Genomic DNA, 21,697 nt, shown 5'->3' with positions numbered 1-21,697 from the left:
GCCAGGCCGACACTCAAAGTTCGGGAACGCAGACCAACCACACCACGATTCCGAGTAAAATAAAGAGGTGAGAGGCCCCCGGCAGCGCACGTCCACCATCATCGGACAGCCCAAGCATCAGATGTCTCATGCCTGGGTCAAAGGAAGCAGGCTCCTGCTCCTTGTCACCGCCCTCCTCGTCCTCGTCATGCCCCTCACCGAGTACTTCTGGCACTTCGATAAGTTCCTCCATGGTGGACAAGACTTCGAGCTAAGCCTCCTCGCCGTCGCCACAAGCCTCTGTCTGGCACTCGTACTCCTCCAGCAGCGCAAAAAAGGCATCGCCATCATCCTTGCCGTCAGGCAATGGCTCTCCTTCCTCTTCCAGCACGGAGACCTCACCAAAGCCCGCACCCCCGCCCGTGCAACTTCGTTGATCCCCGTCCCGACTCCCCCGCTAGCACTCTCAGCGCTGAGTCTCTACAACCAACCCCTCCAGATCTGATCTCTCTTCTCCGCAAGGTCCTCAGAACGGCGCTCCAGCCGCTCGCGACTCCCTGTAACCGGATCATTCGGCCCCGCCGTTTGATGTTTGGAGAAGTAATGAAAAAGTCTGAAGTCTTCCACGCCTGGGCCTCCATCCTGTCTGGCCGCGCGCCCTCGCTTTCCATTGAAATCACCAAGGAGTGCCCCCTCCGCTGCCCCGGCTGCTACGCCTTCGACGCCGCCCACCTCGGCGGCTCAACCCAGCTCCGCCAGCTCTCCGACTTCAAAGGCGACGAGCTCGTCCAAAAAGTCCTCGCCGTCATCGACGAGCACAAGCCCCTCCACGTCTCCCTCGTCGGTGGCGACCCCATGGTCCGCTACCGCGAGCTCGAACTCCTCCTCCCCCAGCTAGAAAGCCGCGGCGTCCACACCCAGATCGTCACCAGCGCCTTCCGCATCATCCCCCCGGCCTGGAAGCAGTACAGCAAGCTCAACGTCGTCGTCTCCATCGATGGCCTCCAGCCCGAGCACGACGCTCGCCGCGCCCCAGCCACCTATGACCGCATCCTGAAGAACATCGCCGGCGCAAAGGTCACCATCCACTGCACCGTCACCTCCCAGATCGTCGACCGTCCCGGCTACCTCGACGAGTTCCTCGCCTTCTGGAGCGCCCGCCCTGAGATCGCCAAGGTCTGGTTCAGCATCTTCACCCCCCAGATCGGCGCCACAGACCCTGAGATCCTCACACCCGCCCAGCGCACCGCCGTCATCGCGGAACTAAGGCTCCTCCGCGTCAAATATCCCGTCCTCGACATGCCGGAGATCGTCATCGACGAAATCGCCAACCCACCCAGAAATCCAGACGAGTGCATCTTCGCCCGAACCACCGAAACCATCTCCGCCGACCTCACCACACAGATCACCCCCTGCCAGTTCGGCGGCGAGCCAGATTGCCAGCAATGCGGCTGTATCGCCTCAGTTGGCCTCGCAGCCGTCGGGCACTATAAGATCATCGGGCCACTCACGGCAGGACATATCTTCATGGCTTCTGACCGATTTGGAAAAGGCTGGCGTAAGCTTCAGAGAAGCTTTGCTCCTAAGCCCGTCGTCACCCAGCAACCAGCACCCTTCAAGATCCTCTAGCCCGAACTGCCTCAGGAGAGAACGATGCACGACAGGAACAACGCCCCGGCGGAGAGTGAGTGTAGGACTGAAGCACAGTTGCGCCAGGAGCTGGTCCGTTTCGGCAAGTGGGTCCACCGGCTCGGCTTCACCCCAGGAACCTCCGGCAACCTCTCCGTGCGCCTCGATCGCCAGCGCCTTCTCGTCACCCCCACTGGCGTCAGCAAATGCCTCCTCAAGCCGGCCGATATGGTCATCGTCGATCTTCGCGGCCGGCTCCTCGAAGGCACACGCAAGGTCACCAGTGAGATTGGCATGCATCTCGCCGTCTACGACCAGCGCCCCGACGTCCAGGCCGTCATCCACTCCCACCCACCCATCGCCACGGCCTTCGCCTGCGCAGGCCGCGCCCTCAGCGAGATGCTCTGCCAGGAAGCCGTTATGACCCTTGGCATCGTCCCCCTCGCACGCTACGCCACCACCGGCACCTGTGAGGTCGCGGAGAGCCTCGCGCCTTACCTTCCGGCCCACGATGCCATCCTGCTCGCCAACCACGGTGCCGTCAGCTACGGCCTCACCCTGCTCGAAGCCTTCCAGAAGATGGAGACCCTTGAGCATCTCGCCCAGGTCAGCCTGGTCGCCCACCAGCTAGGCACCGCCCAACCCCTCACCGCCCAGCAGATCGAGCAGCTCCACCTGGCCCGCTCCAAGTATCTCCACAACGCAGCCCAAACCAACGAGCCCGACTCCCTCCCCCACCGCACCCAGCAGCACGAAACAGAACTATTCGTCGTGGAAAGCCGTTAACCCACCACAAACAAAGCGGCTCGCGGCAAGATCACTCTCGCCGCGAGCCGCTTTACCTCCAGCCTAGTTCTTAGGCTGCTTCTCCACACCCATGCCCGGATTGCTGGCGTCCACCAGCTCCGGCGTAGACACCGCCCCCAGCGTCATCTTCTGCGCCGCTGTGTCGATCCGCTTACTCCGGCTGAACGGCTCCAGCATCACAGCCTGCCCCGTCTCCACTGCCTTGATAATCCCTTCGAGCACCCGCACATCCGCAAAGCCCTCTTCGCCATCCGGCTCAGGCTCCGTGCCATTCAGAATACAGTCCGAGAAGTACTTCATCTCCCCGCCAAAGTGATCCGTGTTCTTGAAGCTCTCCTTGCTCTTCTTCTCCCCAATCGCCGTCGTCTGCTCCAGCCCCTTGCCGAACATGTAAGCCGGATCAAGCTGCACACTTCCCTTCGTCCCAACGGCCGTAAAGAAGTTCGTAGCATTCCCAAAATACGAAAGTGTGAACTGCGCCAACCGCTCCCCCGGAAACCGCAGCGTCACCGCAACCGTATCCGCAAAGTCCTGGTCGAACCCCGACTCCGGATGCTTCGTCCCCACCGCCGAGACCACCTCCGTCGGTTCATCTTCAAAGATGTACCTCGCCGCATTCACCGGATAAGGCCCCATATCCAGCACCGGCCCAGCCAGCTTGCCGGAGTGCGCCCGATGATTCTCCGGATCGACCATCTGCGCAAACGTCGACGTAAACAGATGCACCCGCCCCAGTTCCCCAGACCGAACCTTCTCGATCGTATCCAGCGTCCCCGGCTCAAAGTGAAGCCGGTAAGCCACCATCAGCTTCGCGCTGGAAGCCTTCTCCGCCGCCAGAATCTCCTTGCACTTCTCGGTCGAAACCTCCAGCGGCTTCTCCGTCAGCACATGAATCCCGGCCTGCAAGGCAGGAACAATGAACTCCGCATGACGCCAGTTCGGAGTAGCCAGATAGATCGCATCGAACGTCCCTGAAGCCAGCGCCTCGCCAAACTGTTCATACGTAAACGCAGCCTGTACACCGTACTTCTCGCCAAGCTCCCTGGCCTTCACCGGATCAGACGTAATCAGCACACTGATCTCGGAGTTACCCGTATGCCCCACACCCGGCATCATGTCTTCCTGCGCAATATCTCCCAGCCCGACAATCGCATACCGAACCTTCTTGCCGACACCAAACCCCAAAGCTTCCTTCAGATCCATCACACATCTCCTCGCGTCGCAACGCAGTCGTCGCCAGCACGTCCCATGGCTCCCGTCTGTGATGCAACTGTTCCTTCGCAAGGATGTAAATGGATCGCAGTTGGGTGCCCCACGTCCCGATTCTGGGACGTGGGTTTCCACCAACCCCACCCGGTCCCCTCTACTTCTTGGTCGACGTCTTCTTCTTGGCAGTCCCCGCAGCCTTCGCCACACTCGCCAGCTGAATCGTATGTGCATTCACAATCGCCGCAATCAACCCCGGAAACCGCACCTCGATCTCAGCACACCGCGACGTATTATGCATCTCCACCCCACGCCGCTCGCCCCGAATGATCCCCGCCTCACGCAGCACCTTGAAATGTTGTGAAAGCGTAGACTTCGGAATCGTCTTCTCGCTCACCTGCAGAAACGTCGAGCAGTTCTGCGAGCACGACTGCCCCACAATATCCGCAAAGATCGCCACCCGCACCGGGTCCGACAGCGCATGAAGAATCGCCTCAACCGTCACATCGTCAACCGAAGGATGAAAGAGTGGTCTCATAACCTTCAATCCTACTCGCAATTCATCCATCGTTCAATTGTTCATGTATATCGAACAATTGAATCAGCCTGCAATTCCCGTACATCCTATCCGTTGAAAGCCATTCAAACACAAGACAGGAACGCCCCATGACCCCAGAAGCATCCTTCACAGACGCCGCCCTCCGCCAGTGGAAGCAGCAGGCAGACCGCACCGCCAAAATCCTCCACGCCCTCTCGGACGAGCAGCTCCAGCAGCCCGTCGCCCCCGGCAAAAACCGCCTCTCCTACCTCTTCGGTCACCTCCTCGCCATCAACGACGCCATGCTCCCTCTCCTCGGCCTCGGCGCCCGCCAGCACCCGGAGCTTGACGCCATCTACCTCGCAGCCCCGGACCGCACCCAACCCCAGACCCTCGCCGCCGCAGAACTCAAGCAGCAATGGGACCAGAACGCAGAAGCGCTTTGGACTGCCTTCAACACCCTCACGCCGGCCCAATGGCTGGAGCGTCACACCGCAGTCTCAGAAGAAGACTTTGCCCGCGAGCCCCATCGCAACCGCTTCGCCATCCTCCTCGGCCGCACCGCCCACCTCGCCTACCACGCAGGCCAAATCAAACTAGTCTAACTACCCCAACAAAAAGGCGAGCCACTCTTAGAAAAAGAGTGCCTCGCCTTTCGTAACTAAAAAAATAATAAAAGAAGAAGAAGAACCAAGCCCAACAGAAACCACTAAAGCTAAAACTCCCCTCCTATCCCGCTTTTATCCGTCTTATCCCCGTTACGCCTCGCTTGTGCTCTAAGACTTATCCTGCTCCTTGAAGCTCTTGGCAGGCGCATCCGTCTTAGGCTTCTCACTCCCAGGATAAGTCGGAATCCCTGTCACATCCGTACTATCCAGTAACTCCACCGTACTTCCATCCTTAGTCGTCAGCGACACATCAGAGAACGTCCAATCCTTCGCATCGGCAATATGCCCCGCAGTCAACGCGTCGATCTTCAGATGATCCAGTTGAAACCGTTCCAGCGGTGCCTGCTTATAAGCCTCCACCTCAAACGCTGACTTAGCCCCCGTCGCTGCAATATTCCAGATATGCACGTCATGCACATGCGCAATCCCCTGCGCGTCCGGCACCGGCGTCGAGAGTACCTTCCAGTAAGCCGGATAGTTCGTCTCCGTCGCCGGAATCGTCGCATAGCTGTAAGAAGGATTCCAGTTCATCGTCACCTTCAACACCACCGGAATATCCGTCAGCGTCAGATCGTGAATCCGCACATTCTCCGCAAAGCCCCCGCGCGTATGCGCTGACTTGAACAGTATCCCCACCGGCACATGCCCAAACACCTTCAGGTTATAAGCCTCGATATTCCTGAAGCCACCCGAAGTCTCACTCCCAAACGTCACCCCCGCCGCGCCATCGCGAATCGTTGAATCCCGCAGCACCACATCCTCCGTCGGACGATTCACCCGCAACCCATCGGAGTCACGCCCAGCCTTCAAACAAAGCGCATCGTCATTCACAGCAATATCCGCATGAGCCACCACGATATGCTTCGACGAATCGATATCGATTCCATCGGTCGAAGGTCCACGCCCACCCTCGTTATTCCGAATCGTCAACCCATCCGCTGTCACATCGGTCGAGTAGCAGATATGCAGCGTCCAGAACCCCGACCGCCGCAGCAACAGCCCGCCGCCAATCTTGATATGCGAAGAGTTGAATACCTGCACCAGCCGCGGCCGCCGAGCGTCATAGTCGGAAGCCCACCGCAACCCGCGCGGCTCATAGCCCTTCCGCAACGTCCAGTAGCTATCCCAGTAGATCTTCCCATCCCCGTCGATCGTGCCTTCGCCGGTAATCACAGCATCCTTCTGCTCATAAACATTCACCAGCGCCGCCGGCCAGCTCATCTCGATGCCCGCAACCCGCGTCGGCATCACCGGATAGTCTTCAATGCGCTGCGACCCAAGGATCGTCACACCCTTATCCAGTTGCAGCGTCACCCCGGACTTCACAAAAATCGAACCCGAAAGATAAGTCCCCGGAGCGAACACCACGGTCCCATGACTCTTCGCCGCAGCGTCGATAGCCTTCTGGATCGCAGCCGTATCCATCGTGCTACCGTCGCCCTTCGCGCCGAAGTCGTTGACCTTCACAGTCCCCGCAAACGCCGCGCTTGAAGCCAGCATCAGCACACTCAAACCAAACCCCGGACGAACTAAACGAATCTTCATTGAGCCCCTTGCGTAACGAGATGAATAGAACCAAGCAGCCCCGAAGGGAGCGCCTGCACCCGGTTCAGATCCTGCATCTGGAACCGGTCGCCATACTTCTCAACCAGAGGCTTGTAATCATGCGGAGGCAGCGCGGACCAGGCATTCAGCGCGGTGTTATAGACCTTGATCTCAATATGGTTCACGCCCGGCTTCAGCAGCTTTGAAACATCCAGCCGATAAGGCGGATGCCACAGCGCCCCCGCAGCGTTGCCGTTGATCGTCACCAGCGCAGCTTCACGAATCGGCGGCTCAAAGTAGGCATGCATCCCCGGCCCAGTCCCCGTCACCTTCGGATCAGGCAGACCATCCGCACCCAGCGCACGATGCTCCGGCGGTGAAGACGGAGAACCCGGCAGCGCCTTCCCTCCTTCGATCTCCAGATAAACCGGCCCCTTAGGCGCAGCAGCCAACGTAAACTCACGCGAGTAAACAGCCTCACCCGAGTAATGCAACGTAGCCGGATCGGCCATCCAGTCCGTCAGCGCAGCCTCGTTCACAGTCTTCGCAGCCGAAGTAAAAGTAACCTTCCAGTCCCGGCTCAAATCATTCACAGCCGTGAACTCACCCGCCCCAACCGCATTGCCCGCAGGCCGACCGCTGAACACATAAACCGCAGACTCATAAGGCGCCAGCTCGATCGCAGTATCCGCAGCCGAAACCATCCCAACCTCAGCCCCCGTCTCCGGATTCCACTGAGCCCCAACCTTATAGCTGGTCCCAAACCGAGCAGTAGCCTTCACCGCCTCATTTGAAGTATTCACAACAAAATAAACATCCCCATCCGTCAGCTTCCTGCGGATGAACCCGACAGCCTCGCTACCACCCGGCGTCATCAAAAGATCCGGCGCAGCCAGCTTTCGCAGAGCCTCCCCAAGCCCCCCCACATCAGCCACAAAATGCTCCCCGCCAAACAACTCACCAGCCAGCCTCGTCACCTCAGCTGAAGCCGCACCTTCCTCATCCATCGAAGGCACCCTCCCCACCGCCACAACCTTCCCGCCACCCTTCACATAAGCAGCAATCTTCCGCAGCGTCTCCACCGGGATCCGGTCCGTAGGCGGCAGCACCAGCACCGGATGCCCCACACCCACCCGATTCACCGCATCCGCATCCGTGTAGTCCAGGTTGTACCCCGCCATCAGCACAGCCGACATCAGCCCCGGCGAAATCAGCTTCGCCATCGCCCCACTCACCGTCACCTTCCCCGGCGAGAAGCCCGCCCACGCATCATCCGTAGGCAACAGCACCGCCACCTGGTTCGCCGCCTTCCCTTGCCGCATCAGGTAGCTCATCCGCCCAATGTACGAACTCACCGCCGGCATCACCGGATGCCAAGGATTATGGTCATTGAACACCGCAGCAGCATACAGCGACCACCCCGGCTCCCCAACCTGCGGAGCCGAGTAAGGCCACCCGTGATAGATCAACTGATTCTCCCCCATGATGAAGTCGATATCAGCCTCCGCCTTCATATCCAGCGGAGTAGCCCGGAACACAGGCGAGTGCAGCCAAGTAAACGTCTCACCAGAAGTCACAGTCTTCCCAAAGTCATGATTCGCAGAAGTAGCCCACCGCAAGGTAGAGAAAGCCCGCCACTGCGGCCCCTCGCCCTCCGCCAGATCCACCAGCCGCTGGCTTGAAAGCGAAACCGCCGGCTCCCCATACGTCTGCGACCGGAACTTCGTCCCATGCGCCTTCGCCCAGTCATTGATCTGCACCAGGTAGTTATCGTCCACCAACTCCGTCAGCGTCCGTCCATAGTCATGCCGAACCTTATCCGCCGCCGCCGTCCCCCCCGCCCAAAGCTCCGGCAGATGCACCATAAGGTCATACCCACGCCGCTTCTTAAACTCCTCCGGCAGCTTAGGCGTCCAGTCCGCCCCATAAGCCTCCAGCGAGTCAGAAAAAATCGCATACGGCGGTGTCCCTCCAAACGCCTTCACCAGCGGCTCCCCCACCGCCTTCAAATGCGTCGCCACCGCCTCCTTACTAAATGGGTCGAGCACATACCCCTCAGCCCCCACCGCCGCCCGCTTCACCATCTGCTTCGTATGCCCCGCAACAAAAAACAGTGCCACCCTATCTGAGGAAGAAGAAGAACCCGCAGGCACCGCCCCATCCGTCACCGGCTTAGCAGTCGCAGCATCCCACTTCTTAGCATCTCCCTGCGCCACAAACCGACCCACCACCTGATCCCCGTCCCCCAGCTTAACCATCGGCAACGCCCCATTCGCAAGCGGCAGAGCCACCATCCGCAGCCGCCCCGCAGCTTCCTCCAGAGTCGTAGCCGGGCCCCCATAAGGCCACCCACTACATAACGTCAGGTCGATCCTCAACCCCAGCCGCCGTCCCTCCGCCTGCGCATACGTCACCGCACCAAGCATCCCAGGCGAAAGAAACGCCTCATTCTTCAGCCCCTTAGCCGCGTCGTCGAGCACCTCCGGATAAACAAACGCCAGCTCCGCTCCCCCAAGCCCATCCGCCTTCATCTGCTCCAGCTCCCGCCGAATCTCCGGCTTCTCCACCGCCGGCCCAAACCACCACCACCGCACCATCGGCTTCGCCTCATTTGGCGGCGACACAAAACCCCGCTCCACCGCAGCCACCTGCGCCACCGCACCCACTCCACTCAAAGACAACCCCACCACCCCAGCCAGCGCAGCAGACCGAAACAAACCGCTATAAACCTTCTTCATCGGAACTCCACAACGCATCATTTCATCCACCAGCCAACAGACTCGCGAAACTCGAAATCTACGCAACCATCTTAATCAATGTCAATTGAAAAACTGTTTCTCAAATCAATGTCAGAACACTCATCCAACCACACGCATTGAAAACTATTTCCGTATTGACAATGGTAGAACCACTTCGATACTGTCTCGGCTGCAGCTTCTCATTTAGTAGAGCTGCACAGCTTCACCTTTTTCGGAGGTTTCAGTGTTCTCACTCTTCAAGGCCCCGAGTCTCGTTCGACGCATCGGTCAGCCCGGCCCGCTCCACCTTTCCAGCAAAGCCGCACTCCTCACCCTCCTCCTCACGCCCGCCATCAGCCTAGTCGCCCAGACCGGCGGTGAAGCCGGCATCCAGGGGACCGTCCTCGATCAGACCGGAGCCGTCATCCCCGGAGCCGTCGTCACCGCCACCAACACGGCCTCCGGTGTCACCACCACCCGCACCGCCTCGTCAGACGGCCTCTACACCATCTCCCCCATCCTTCCCGGCGTCTACACCGTCACCGTTGCTGCAAAGGGCTTTCAGCAGGCCAAGCAGAACAACCTCAACGTAGACGCCCTCAAGCTCACCGGCCTCAACGTCACCCTCCAGATTGGCGACCAGAACACCGAAGTCACCGTAGAATCCGCGCCCCCCGCGCTCGAGACCACCAACGCCACCCTCGGCGCCGTCATGGAGAACCAGACCTACTCCAACCTGCCCCTCCAGCAGAGCGGCCAGCAGCGTGACCCCACCGCCTTCGCCGTCCTCACTCCTGGAGTCGTCGGTGGAGCCCGCGCCCCCATCATCGGCGGTACCGGCAACTACCTCGCCGCCGTTTACATCGACGGTATCCCCGTCACCACCATCAACCAGAACGGTGATAACCGCGTCGTCTCCAACGCCCTCCCCGTCGAATCCATCGATCAGTTCCAGGTCATCACCAGCTCCCCAGACGCCGAGTACCAGGGCGCAGGCCTCATCAACTTTTCTCTCAAATCTGGCACAGACAAGTATCACGGCTCCCTCGCAACGTACGTCCGTGCCCGAGCCTTCGACGCCTGGAGCTACGCCTCCAAGGACGCCACCTGTCCCACCACATCAGGCGCAATCGTCCAGTGCGGTAAACCTGACGAGCACCAGTCGGAGTACGTCGCCTCAGGCGGCGGCCACATCCCCCTCACCAAAAAGCGCGGCTTCTTCTATCTCACCTACGACAAGTACCACGGCCGCGCTGGCATCAACCCCAACTTCCTCACCATCCCCACCGCACGCATGCGCACCGGCGACTTCGGTGAGCTCACCACTCCCATCTACAATCCCCTCACGGATGCAACCTGCGTCGGCACCACCTGTCGCACGCAGTTTACTGGCAACGTCATTCCCACTCAGTATCTTTCGCCCACTGCATTGAAGATGCAGGCCGCGCTTCCCACCAACTACGCCAATACCAGCACGGTCAACAACTACTTCGGCGGAGTTCCCAGCGGCTTTGACAACTGGGAGATCGCAGGCCGTGCGGATTTTGACCTCACTTCCAAGCAGCGCCTCTCCTATGTCATCGCGTATGGCGTCCGCAAGAACGTTCCCTTCACCGTCGGCACCAATGCTACCGCCGCAGGCGTCGTTCTGCCTCTGCCATATACGGCCGGCGGCATCGCCACCATCACCCCTGTCATCACGGACATTGAACATGCGTGGCAGATCTCGGACCACATCACCAACCAGTTGAAGTTTGCCTTCAACCGTTTCGGTCAGCCCATCACCAGCCTTACCGATGGAGTTGTGGGCGACCGTGCAGCAGCAGACTTCGGCATCACTGGTCTGCCAGCAGGACAAGCCCAGACCGAGTTCCCCGGAGTAGCCTTCACCGCAAACACCGGCAACCCCACCGCGCTCGCCTCCTGGACCTCCAACGGCGCATCCGGAGCAACTCAGACTACCGTCCCCAACACCTACACCCTGCTGGATAACTTCCTCGTCACCAAGGGCAAGCATAGCTTCACCATCGGCTTCACGACCCAGTGGCTGCAGGACAATGTAGCTGCACAGCTCGGACCTTCGAGCATCTATCAACTTGCCTTCTCCGCCAACTCCACCGCGCCCATCGTCAACGGGACCATCTCCACCACCTCCGCCGGATTCTCTTACGCCAGCTTCCTCCTCGGAGCAGCCAGCCAGAACACCACCCTCACGGAACAGGCAGTCTCGGAGACCGGTGGTCGATACCATGACATCTCCCCGTACGCGGAAGATGTCTGGAAGGTCACACCAAAACTCACCGTCAACATAGGCCTGCGCTGGGACTACTTCCCACCCTTCCATGAGGTCCAGGACCGCTGGAGCTTCCTCAATCCCAATCTTCAGAACGCCATCACCGGCAACATGGGCGAACTTCAGTTCGCTGGAAACCACGGCGGGGCTGGCGTAAGTTGCGGCTGCCGCACACCGGTCAACACATGGTGGAAGAACTACGGTCCGCGTGTCGGCCTTGCGTACTCCGTTACACCAACCACCGTTGTTCGCGCCGGCTATGCCCTGGTCTACTCCATTGGCGGAGGCGTAGGCGGACGTGGCGGCGCAGGCACAGGAACCGGCCAGACCGGCTTCAATATCGCTGCCCCCAGCCCCACGGAGATCACACAAACCAGCGCCGGCGCTCCCGGACCCTCGTATTACCTCAACAACGGGGCCTTCTTCACTGGTGCGGGTATCGCGAACACCCAGTACGGTGGCCCCGGCTACGCACTGCCCACCCTCCCCGCGCAGAATGCAACCTCGCAGACCCTGCTCACCAGCTACTTCGGAAGCACTGGCTCTACTGGTGCAGGCCCCGGCTACGCGGACCCATACCTCTCGGGCCGCGCACCGGAGTTCAACATGTTCAACGGCGGCATCCAGCAGGCCCTCACCAAGGACCTCACCCTCACCGTTAACTACGCCGGAACCCAGAGTCACTTTCTTCTCGGCGGCGGCTCCAATCCGCGCGGCTACTTCGCAGACCAACTCAACCCCAAGTACTACGTAGCCCTCGCAGGCGTAGCGGACTCCACAGGCAAGAACTCCCTCCTGGGAGCACTCGCAACCCCGGCCAACGTCCAACTCGCCAAGAATGCGTTGCCTGGATACGGATTGCCGTACAACGCCATCTCCTCACCCACCACCAAGGCGACCATCGCCCAGACACTGGTTGCGTTCCCCCAGTACAACGGTGTCTCGGATACATGGGGTCAGAACGTAGCCAACATCAGCTACAACTCTCTCCAGGTATCGCTGGCCCAGCGCGCCTCGCACGGCCTGTCCTACACCTTCAACTACACCTGGTCGCGCAACATCGGTGACGACGGCACCTACCGCTCCGGCTTCGATCTACCCTCGGGCTCCGTCTCCGGAACCAACGCCGCCTATCACCAGAACCGCATCGACCGTGGCCTCACCACCACGGACATGACCCATAACATCTCCGCGTACGGCGTCTGGGAGATCCCGGGAGCAAAGTCGGGTAACCGCCTCGTTCGCGGCGTCACCAGCGGCTTCCAGATCTCCACCATCTACCAGTTCACCAGCGGAACTCCCTTCATCCCAACCTATAGCGGCTGCCAGTCACCCAACGCCGGCACCTGCGAACTGGACATCAACCCCAACTACACCGGTACTGGAAAGCTCGCCAAGGGTTACCGCTCCTTCGGAACCCAGTACATCGACCCCAACGCCTTTAGCGCACCCACGACCTACTCCACAGGCTTCGCCACCAACTACAACAAGGTCGGCAACGCACCCCGCACCGCACCCTTCGGTCTCCGCAACCCCTATTTCTGGAAGGACGACATCAGCCTCCGCCGCTCGTTCAACCTGGGGACGAGTCGCCTGAAGTTCGTTGCAGAGGTCGACGCCCTCAACGTAGCCAACCACGCAACCCTCTCCAACCCCACCACCACTTGGGGAGCACCGGGCACAGCCGCTGGGTCTGCCTTCGGCAAAATCACCGGAGCCCAGGCCAACCCGCGCGACTTCCAATTCGCCGGCCACCTCAACTTCTAACCCGCTCCCCTCAAGCAAAAGCCCCGGCCGCCCAAAAGGTAGCCGGGGCTTTTTCATTCCCAGATACTGGGTGCCCCATGTCTCGCTTCTGAGACATGGGTTCCACGGCTCTCACCCTTCCCCCAATAATGCCTACTAAGGAATATTCGGCGCAGCAACCGCACCCTTCCCCGGATCGGGATACTCAGCAGAAGCACGATGCTCCCGAGCCATCCCCGCCTCCATCTTCGCCACAATCTCCGGATGGTCTACAGCCACATCCTTACTCTCCCAAGCATCGACCGAAAGATCATAAAGCTCGAGCTTCCCGCCCCGCTTCAGCCGCACCGCCTTCCACCTCCCCAGCCGAGCGGCCTGCCGAAACACAGGCTCATAGAACTCCCAGTACAGAAACCGTTCCTCCCCGGTCAGCTTAGGATTCATCAGGTAAGGACGAAGACTGATCCCGTCCCCCTTCTCCACCGGCGCACCCGCCAGGTCGAGAGCTGTCGGCAGGAAGTCCGGAAAGTAAGCCGACATCTGGTTCACCGCGCCAGCCGGAATATGCCCCGGCCACCGTGCGATCAGCGGATCACGTATCCCCCCCTCATACATATCCCGCTTATACCCGGTCAGGTTCCCGTTTGAATCGAAAAAATCGATCACCCTCGTCTGCTGGACCGTAGGCTCAGACCGCGGGCCATTGTCCGAAGCAAAGAACACCACGGTATCCTCGTCCAGCTTCAGCCTCTTCAACGTATCCAGGATCTTCCCGATCCCCAGGTCCATGTACCAGATCATCGCCGCATACGTCTTCTCATCGTCCGCCCAGGTCGGATGGTCCTTGTAAGGACCAAAGTCCGGAGCCGTATAAGGGCTATGCGGACTGTCATAAGCCACGTACAGGAAGAACGGATCAGCCTTATGCCGCTCAATGTAGTCCACCGAGTCCTCCGTAATCATGGTCGTGTCATACCGCCCCTGCTTCCCCCCGGCATTCTCCGGGATATCGATCAGCGTCTCCCCATGCATCCGCTTCTCCGGCCAATACCCCTGCGTCTCGTCGATCTGCGTCAGCCACCCCTTGAACTCCTCGAACCCATGCTTGGTCGGCACCGCATCCGGGTCGTACCCATCCAGGTGCCACTTCCCCATCAAGCCCGTCCGGTACCCCGCCCCCCTCAAGTAATCCGCCACAGTCCGATCCTCGGTCGTCAAACTCGCCCGCCGGATCTCCTCCTTCTTCTTATGCCCCACATGCCCCGCCGCCAGCGCAAAGTTATCCCTCACCCTCGCATGTCCCCCATGCATCCCGGTCATCAACGTACACCGCGAAGGCGCACACACCGGTGCCCCCGCATACCCCTGCGTAAACCGCATCCCCCCGGCGGCCATCCGGTCGATGTTCGGCGTCCGAATCTTCGTCTGCCCATAGACAGCCGGATCCCCATACCCCATATCGTCCGCCAGGATGAAGACAATGTTTGGCCGGCGTCCGCTGGGTTTATCCGCACCCAGCGCGTAGGCAGACCCCGCCGCAAGCGCACTAACCAGAAAGCCCCTGCGGCTCAATTGTGTTGAAGACGGCATGGCACCCCTCATCTGTTTCGACGAGAAGTATACAACCCCACAAGGAACTATTTCCCAGGTGAAACCAGTGACAACCCGCGCCACCCCGCAAGAATCGCTCCTGTCATAATGGCCATCAGAGGCACGCATTGAAGTCATCGTCGAAGCGCAGCTCCGCACAAAAGACCGATATCCACGACGTCGCGGCTCACGCTGGGGTTTCCATCGCAACCGTCTCGCGCACCCTCAACCACGTCCCCACCGTAGACGCTGCCCTCGCCGCCCGTGTCTGGAAGGCCGTCGCCGAACTCGACTATCTCCCCAACACCCAAGCCCGCGCCCTCGTCTCCGGCAAAAGCAGACTCCTCGGCCTCATCGTCTCCGAGATCACAAACCCGTTCTTCCCTGAGCTCATCCAGGAGTTTGAACGCATCGCCGTCGACCAGGGCTACGAGATCCTCATCGGCTCGACCAGCCACGACCCAAAAAAAATGGACACCTGCGTTCGCCGCATGTTGGAGCGCAAGGTCGACGGCGTAGCCATCATGACCTTCGGCTTTGAGGAGATCGTCCTCGATCGCCTCATCGCGGACGAGATCCCGCTCGTCTTCATCGACGTAGCTTCGAAACACCCGCGCAGCGGCGTTCTCTCCGTCAACTATCGCGAGGGGATTCAGGAAGGCGTCCAGCACCTGGCCGCTCTGGGTCACCGCAAGATCGGTTTCATCTCCGGCCCGCTACATCTCCGCTCGGCCCAGGCACGCAAGTCTGCCTTCCTGGAGTCAATGCAGTCCGCAGCGGTCCCGATCAACCCCAAATGGATCGTCGAAGGGGATCACACCCTGGAGGGCGGCCGAGACGCCATGCAGACGATCTTGTCTCAAAAAGCCTTGCCAACGGCCGTCATGTGCTCCAACGATATGACCGCGATCGGGGTCCAGCACGCCGTCTTTGAAGCCCGCCTCCGCATCCCGGAAGACCTCTCCCTCATCGGCTTCGACAACATCCACATGGCGGAGTACACCATCCCTCCCCTCACCACGGTCCAGATGTCCTGCAAGGACCTGGCCCAGAAGGCCGTACGAATCCTCCTCTCCCATCTCTCCCCCGAAGGCGGAAAGGGAGAGATCGAGATCACCATCGGCACCAGGCTCATCGTCCGGCAGACGACGGGGCAGCCCCGGAACTGAGCCTAGCCCCCCGTCCAAAGCGCGCGCCGACCACGAAAAAAGCTTCCGCCGCCAGCCAGCAAAACTTTTTATTCAAAATAGCGTCTCCATACATAGGCCGAGGCACGCGCATCTCAATGTGCGAGGCAGTAGGCGGAGGTTACAGATGTCACAAGGGGATACTTTGTCCAGGAGCAATATTTCACCCGCACGCAGCTCCTCCAGGTGGACTGCGGAGCTGATCCGCACCACACGCAACACCGCGCTCATCGCAGGCATGATCGCATCGACCGGCGCTTTGCTCGCCCAGGCCCCGAACGTCTCCGACGCTCAGGTCGAGTCGAACGTCCTCAAAGCCCTCGCCGGAGCGCCCGAGCTGGCCTCCGAAGCGATCACTACCAGAACGGTTTACGGCACCGTCACCCTCAGCGGAACGGTCGCCACCGAGCCACTCCGCAAGCGTGCCGAAAACCTTGCCGCCAACGCCCCAGGGGTAAAAAAGGTCGTCGACCAACTCACCCTCGGCGGCGCATCCGTCTCCGCAAATCAGTCCGCCGGCCCCGGCCCCAACATGGTCCTGCAGTCCGACGGTTCCTACGCCCCCGCCGATTCCACCCAGCCTGACACGGCTCAGAACGCACCACCGCCAACCTCACCCAACGGCCAGTATCAGCGCAACAACCCAGACGCGGACCAGGCTCTGGACCAGCAGGCCGCCAACCAGCAGCCTCAGCAAACCCCAGCCCAGACGAACGATCCAGCCAATCGCCGCCCCCTTTCAGCCTCAAACTATCCGCCCTCTCCTCAGGGCGGCAACTATCCTCCGCAGGCAGGCCAGCCTTACCCCCAGCAACAGCCCCAGGGCTACCCGCCGCAATACCAGCAGTATCCCCCTGTTCAACCCGGTTACAGTGCCCACGGATACGCCGCGCCCATGGACGGCGGCCAGGTCGCAGGCCAGCCTGTCACAGTGCCCGCCGGCACTCTGATCCGCATCCGCGTCAACCAGACGCTCTCCAGCCAACACTCTCAGCCCGGCAGCAACTTTGACGGCATCATCATCAATGACGTCGTCGCAGGCGGCCTCATCGCCATCCCCCGCGGAGCCACCGTCCGCGGCACCGTAGTCGACGCCAAGCCCTCCGGCGCCCTCAACGGCCGCGGCGAGATGACCCTCCAGCTCAACCAGATCATCCTCGCCGGCAAAACCTACCCCATCGTCTCGGACGACTGGATCCACAACGGCGGTGATAAGACCATCGAATCCGTCAACAAAACCCTCGGCTTCGGCGCAGTAGGAGCCCTCATCGGCGCAGTCGCAGGCGGAGGAGTCGGAGCAGCTGTCGGCGGCGGCGTAGGCGCGGCAGCCGGTCTAGGCTCGTCGGCAGCCTCAGGACGCGGACAGGTCTTCGTCCCCTCGGAGGCGGTCGTCACCTTCCACCTCGCACAGCCCGCCCCCATCCTCACCGTCTCAGAGCAGGAGATGCAGCGTCTGGCCTACGGCGTAGCCCCCGGAGCAGACCCCCGCTACGCCCGCCGAGCCTACCCCCGCCCCTACGCGCCATACCCGGCTCCCTACCCCCCACCGTACTAAGCTTCACCCCGTACAAAGCATGGCAAAGGCCCGGGGAGCGATCCCCGGGCCTTCGCATTTCCTCCGCACCCGCTCAAACCGTCGCAACCCTGATTTATACTTGAGGCTTGTCCCGGAGCCAGGCACCCGTGCGTCGCACTCTTACACGCATCCGGAACGCGGAATAGCCCGGACACGCTCCTGCCTCTCGGCAGCGCAGCGAAAATACGCACGAAGTGAAGGTCGTCAGCCAGGCATGATTCGTATCTTTCAGCAGGACAATAAGTTCGTCAAACTCGCCATCGCCAGCTTTATCACTGTCGCCCTCGGAGCCATGGTGATCACCCTCGTCCCAGGCATCTTTGACAACGTGGACAGCGGCGGAAGCGGCGTGAACTATGCCACCGTACACGCCCCCGGCCTCTTCGGCCGTTTCGGTGGAGACAGCGAGCCCGTCCTCCAGACCGAAGTCACCCGCGCCGCCACCCAGCAGCTCGAGCAGCAGAAGCTCCCCCCCATGCTCATGCCCTACATTGAGAGCCGCGTCGCCCAGCAGCTCGTCCAGGAGGCCATCCTCAAGCTCGAAGCAGACCGCCTCGGCCTCCAGGTCGCAGACAGTGATCTCCTCCGCGAGCTCCACCAGGGCCAGATCGGCCAGATCCTCTTCCCCAACGGGCAGTACATCGGCGACGACGCCTACATGAACTTCGTCCAGAACCAGCTCAACATGACCCGCGGCGACTTTGAGATTCTCGTCAAGAAAGAGATGGAAGTAGCCCGTCTCCAGGCGCTCATCACCGGCGGCGTCACCGTCTCGGACAACGCAGTCCGCGACTCCTACCGCGTCTCCGGCACCAAGGTGAAGTTTGACTACGCCGTAATCACCTCGGACACCCTCCGCGCCACCGTCAACCCGTCCGACTCGGACCTTCAGACCTTCTTCAAAACCAATCAGGCCCGTTACGCCACCGCCGTACCGGAGTCCCGCAAGCTGAACTACTTCGCCTTCGGAGCAGACCAGATCCCCGGCGGCAAGCCCCAGGTCACCGACGCCGATCTCCAGACCTACTACAACGCCCACCTCGCCCAGTATCAGGTCAAGGATCAGGCCAAGGTCCGCCACATCCTCATCGCCGTCCCTGCCGGAGCTGATGCCAGGACCGACGCAGCCGCCAAGGCCAAGGCAGACGATCTCCTCAAGCAGATCAAGGCCGGCGGTAACTTCGCCGACCTCGCCAGCAAGAACTCAGACGATCCCGGCTCCAAGGCCAACGGCGGCGAACTCGGCTTCCTCAGCCCCGGTCAGACCGTTCCCGAGTTCGACAAGGCCTCCTTCTCGCTCAAGCCCGGCCAGACCTCGGACGTCATCAAGACCAAGTTTGGCTATCACATCCTGCAGGTTGAGGAGCGTCAGAACGCCCACACCAAGCCCCTCAATGAGGTCAAGGCAGAGATCACGCCCATCGTCGAGCAGCAGAAGTTCGGCAACGCGGAAGCAGCCTATGCCAAGTCCCTGTCGGACGAAGCCAGGAAGAATGGCATCGACAAGACCGCTGCCGCACACGGCCTCCACGCCACCACCACCGACTTCGTCGGCAAGGATGGCGTAGTCCCCGGCGTCTCTGACTCCACCGCCCTCCTCGCCCAGGCCTTCACCACCACCAAGAAAGGCGATCCCATCTCCGTCTCCACCGGCGACGGCTTCGCCATCTTCCAGGTCGTCGATATCCAGGCCCCGCACGCTCCCACCTTCGACGCCTACAAGTCGCACATCCTGGACGACTACCGCGCCGAGAAGGTCCCCCAGCTCCTCAATGAGAAGCTCAACAAGCTCGACGCCCGCGCCAAGGAGCTCAACGATCTCCACAAGGCAGCCGCCGAGCTCAACATTCCCGTCAAGTCTAGCGACCTTGTAGGCAAGGATGGCCAGGTCCCCGATCTCGGTGCCATGTCCGGCCCCGGAGCTCCCGCCTTCGATCTCGCCAAGGGCACCGTCTCCAATCCCATCAATACCGGCTCCAACGGCATCGTGCTCGTCGTAACGGACAAGCAGGAGCCCAGCGCGGATGACATCGCCAAGAACTTCACGGCAACCCGTGAAGGCCTCCTCAACGAGCGCCGCGAAGAGGTCTTCCGCCTCTACCTCGGCACCCTCACGGAGAAGTACCAGAAGTCCGGCGGCATCCGTTACGCAAAGAAGACCAACGCACCCGGCGCTCCAGGCTCCTCCCCGTTGGGCCTCTAAACACAAAGCATCTCACTCAATCGAAGCGGCCAGGGACACAATCCCTGGCCGTTTCCCTTTCCCCACCCTAAAAAACTCTCGTCATTCTGAGCGCAGCGAAGAACCCCCGTATTGGGACTGGCTGTTGCAGTTGCTGATCCCTGTTCCCTGTTCCCTGTTCAAACCCTCCCATTACCCATCCAGATTCGCCAAACTCTCCCCTCACCCGAACCCCACCTCCGCCCGTTAGCATCACAGCAGAGAGCAAGAGGGAGAAGAAGATGCTTCAAGAGCGCGTATCCGGGGTTTTACTGCACGTCACATCACTGCCGTCTTACGGTGGCATAGGCGATTTCGGCCCTGAAGCCTACAACTTCGTCGACTTCCTCGCAGCCTCCAAGCAGCGCATCTGGCAGGTCCTGCCCCTCAGCCCCACCGGCTACGGAAGCTCTCCATACTCCGCACTCTCGGCCTTCGCCGGCAACCCCATCCTCATCTCGCTTGAAATCCTCGCCGACCAGGGCTGGATCGACCGCGACCGCATCGCCAACCTCGCCCCACACTCCGGCCCCTGCGACTTCGGTCGCGCCGCTACGGAAAAGCTCCCGCTCGTGGAAGAAGCCGCCGCAAACTTCCTTGACCGCGCCACCGGCGACCAGCGCCTGCGCTTCCAGAAGTTCTGCACGGATAACCACTCCTGGCTCTCTGACTACGCCATGTTCACCGTCCTCCGCCGCACCTACGAGTACGCAAGCTGGCACGAGTGGCCCGAAGAGTACGCCCGCCGCAAGTCCGACGCCCTCGCCACCCTCATGAATGAGCGCGGCCGTGAGCTCGCCATCGAGCAGGCCGTCCAGTTCCTCTTCTCAGAACAGTGGTGTACCCTCCGCGGCTACTGCGCCGACCGCAAGATCCAGATCCTCGGCGACGTCGCCATCTTCGTCAACTATGACTCCGCCGACGTCTGGACCAACCCAGACATCTTCGAGCTAGACGATCAGCTCCGCCCCATCCGTGTCTCCGGCGTCCCACCCGACTACTTCTCCGCCACCGGCCAGCGCTGGGGCAATCCCCTCTACCGCTGGTCCACCCTCAAGGAACGCGGCTTCGACTGGTGGGTCGCCCGCATCCGCCGCTCCCTTACCCTCTATGACGTCATCCGCCTCGACCACTTCCGCGGTTTTGAGGCCTTCTGGTCCATCGCCGCAGATGAAGAGACGGCCATCAACGGCCAGTGGGTCAAGGCCCCCGGCCACGATCTCTTCCAGCGTCTCCGCGACGTCTTCGGCGACCTCCCTTTCGTCGCAGAGGATCTAGGCGTCATCACCAAGGAGGTCGACGAACTCCGCGAGCATTACGGCATGCCCGGCATGCGCATCCTCCAGTTCGGCTTCACGGACCGAGGCTCCCACCTCTATCTCCCCCACCGCTTCGTCCCCAACACCGTCACCTACACCGGCACCCACGACAACAACACCACCCTCGGCTGGTGGCTTGACGACACCGGCGAGGCCGAACGCGCCAACGCCCAGACCTACCTCGGCAAGATCGATCATCCCGCCGAGATCGTCTGGGCCATGATGCGAGCCGCCGCCCGCTCCGTCGCCAACGTCTGCATCTTTCCCCTCCAGGACATCCTGCACCTCGGCAGCGACGCCCGCATGAACACCCCCGCCGGCATCGGACAAAACTGGGCCTGGCGCTACGATCAGGGCACCCTCCATCCAGACTTCGCCTACCAGCTCGGAGCCCTCATGGAAATGACAGACCGCGACGGCTACTCCGCTCCAGTCGAAGGCACCGAGGCCGCCGGCAAACCCACCGAGGACGCAAGCAAACGAGCAGAGCTCGGCACAACCGTCTAACCCCGGCACAACCGTACAACCCAGACACGGTCGTCTGCCCAAGGCACAATCCTCTACCCCAGAAAACCGTCATTCTGCCCCTGTAAGGGGGAGAATCTCCGTAGTTGCTTTCGCCGTTGCCTGTTCTGGCTTTTGCCGTTGTCTGTCC

At 61.1% G+C, this 21,697-nt stretch carries 14 protein-coding genes; 9 read left to right on the top strand and 5 right to left on the bottom strand.

Features of this window, described 5'->3' with window-relative positions; genetic code table 11:
• Window positions 1–67 precede the first annotated feature (67 nt).
• The 3 genes from ACIX9_RS06095 to ACIX9_RS06085 all read left to right on the top strand — a co-directional run bounded on the left by ACIX9_RS06095 (window position 68) and on the right by ACIX9_RS06085 (window position 2,394).
• Window positions 68–484, top strand: a complete 417-nt coding sequence (locus tag ACIX9_RS06095; RefSeq protein WP_013579604.1) for a hypothetical protein — start codon at window positions 68–70, stop codon at window positions 482–484.
• A 98-nt stretch (window positions 485–582) separates the two neighbouring features.
• Entirely contained in the window at window positions 583–1,608 is a 1,026-nt protein-coding gene (locus tag ACIX9_RS06090) for a radical SAM protein (protein WP_013579603.1), read from the top strand.
• Between the two features lie 24 nt (window positions 1,609–1,632).
• Window positions 1,633–2,394, top strand: coding sequence for a class II aldolase/adducin family protein (locus tag ACIX9_RS06085; RefSeq protein ID WP_013579602.1), 762 nt, complete (start codon window positions 1,633–1,635; stop codon window positions 2,392–2,394).
• Window positions 2,395–2,457: 63 nt separating this feature from the next.
• Here the strand turns inward: ACIX9_RS06085 and ACIX9_RS06080 are convergent, their stop codons facing one another.
• Both ACIX9_RS06080 and ACIX9_RS06075 read right to left on the bottom strand, forming a co-directional pair.
• Window positions 2,458–3,618 (bottom strand): Gfo/Idh/MocA family protein, encoded by a 1,161-nt coding sequence (locus tag ACIX9_RS06080; protein WP_013579601.1) that lies wholly within the window; start codon window positions 3,616–3,618, stop codon window positions 2,458–2,460.
• Window positions 3,619–3,778: 160 nt separating this feature from the next.
• Window positions 3,779–4,159: an ArsR/SmtB family transcription factor gene (locus ACIX9_RS06075; protein WP_013579599.1), complete on the bottom strand. Its 381-nt coding sequence runs from the start codon at window positions 4,157–4,159 to the stop codon at window positions 3,779–3,781.
• A gap of 128 nt (window positions 4,160–4,287) precedes the next feature.
• Here ACIX9_RS06075 and ACIX9_RS06070 point away from each other — a divergent pair, with 128 nt between their 5' ends.
• Window positions 4,288–4,764, top strand: coding sequence for a DinB family protein (locus tag ACIX9_RS06070; RefSeq protein ID WP_013579598.1), 477 nt, complete (start codon window positions 4,288–4,290; stop codon window positions 4,762–4,764).
• 171 nt (window positions 4,765–4,935) lie between these two features.
• On the opposite strand, the gene ACIX9_RS06065 is transcribed toward ACIX9_RS06070, so the two are convergent.
• A complete protein-coding gene (locus ACIX9_RS06065) occupies window positions 4,936–6,372 on the bottom strand; it encodes a glycoside hydrolase family 28 protein (protein ID WP_013579597.1) in 1,437 nt (478 codons plus the stop codon).
• Window positions 6,369–9,110 (bottom strand): glycosyl hydrolase, encoded by a 2,742-nt coding sequence (locus ACIX9_RS06060; protein ID WP_013579596.1) that lies wholly within the window; start codon window positions 9,108–9,110, stop codon window positions 6,369–6,371. Before ACIX9_RS06060 ends, ACIX9_RS06065 begins: the two co-directional genes overlap by 4 nt.
• A 244-nt stretch (window positions 9,111–9,354) precedes the next feature.
• Between ACIX9_RS06060 and ACIX9_RS06055 the strand changes: the two genes are divergently transcribed.
• Window positions 9,355–13,170, top strand: a complete 3,816-nt coding sequence (locus tag ACIX9_RS06055) for a carboxypeptidase-like regulatory domain-containing protein (protein WP_013579595.1) — start codon at window positions 9,355–9,357, stop codon at window positions 13,168–13,170.
• A 135-nt stretch (window positions 13,171–13,305) separates the two neighbouring features.
• Here the strand turns inward: ACIX9_RS06055 and ACIX9_RS06050 are convergent, their stop codons facing one another.
• Entirely contained in the window at window positions 13,306–14,739 is a 1,434-nt protein-coding gene (locus ACIX9_RS06050) for an arylsulfatase (protein WP_013579594.1), read from the bottom strand.
• Window positions 14,740–14,867: 128 nt separating this feature from the next.
• Here ACIX9_RS06050 and ACIX9_RS06045 point away from each other — a divergent pair, with 128 nt between their 5' ends.
• The 4 genes from ACIX9_RS06045 (at window position 14,868) to malQ (ending at window position 21,549) form a co-directional block, all read left to right on the top strand.
• Window positions 14,868–15,908 carry a LacI family DNA-binding transcriptional regulator gene (locus ACIX9_RS06045; RefSeq protein ID WP_013579593.1) on the top strand — a complete coding sequence of 347 codons (1,041 nt, stop codon included), beginning with the start codon at window positions 14,868–14,870 and terminating at the stop codon, window positions 15,906–15,908.
• Window positions 15,909–16,053: 145 nt separating this feature from the next.
• Complete coding sequence (locus ACIX9_RS23580; protein WP_013579592.1) at window positions 16,054–17,481, top strand: BON domain-containing protein; 1,428 nt, start codon at window positions 16,054–16,056, stop codon at window positions 17,479–17,481.
• Window positions 17,482–17,716: 235 nt separating this feature from the next.
• Window positions 17,717–19,705, top strand: coding sequence for a peptidylprolyl isomerase (locus ACIX9_RS06035; protein WP_013579591.1), 1,989 nt, complete (start codon window positions 17,717–17,719; stop codon window positions 19,703–19,705).
• Between the two features lie 260 nt (window positions 19,706–19,965).
• Window positions 19,966–21,549: a 4-alpha-glucanotransferase gene (malQ, locus tag ACIX9_RS06030; RefSeq protein ID WP_013579590.1), complete on the top strand. Its 1,584-nt coding sequence runs from the start codon at window positions 19,966–19,968 to the stop codon at window positions 21,547–21,549.
• Window positions 21,550–21,697: the final 148 nt, after the last annotated feature.

Source organism: Granulicella tundricola MP5ACTX9 (assembly GCF_000178975.2).
Taxonomy (GTDB): Bacteria; Acidobacteriota; Terriglobia; order Terriglobales; family Acidobacteriaceae; genus Edaphobacter; species Edaphobacter tundricola.
The sequence above is the reverse complement of the archived record's forward strand: the minus strand, read 5'-3'. Positions and strand labels throughout refer to the sequence as shown.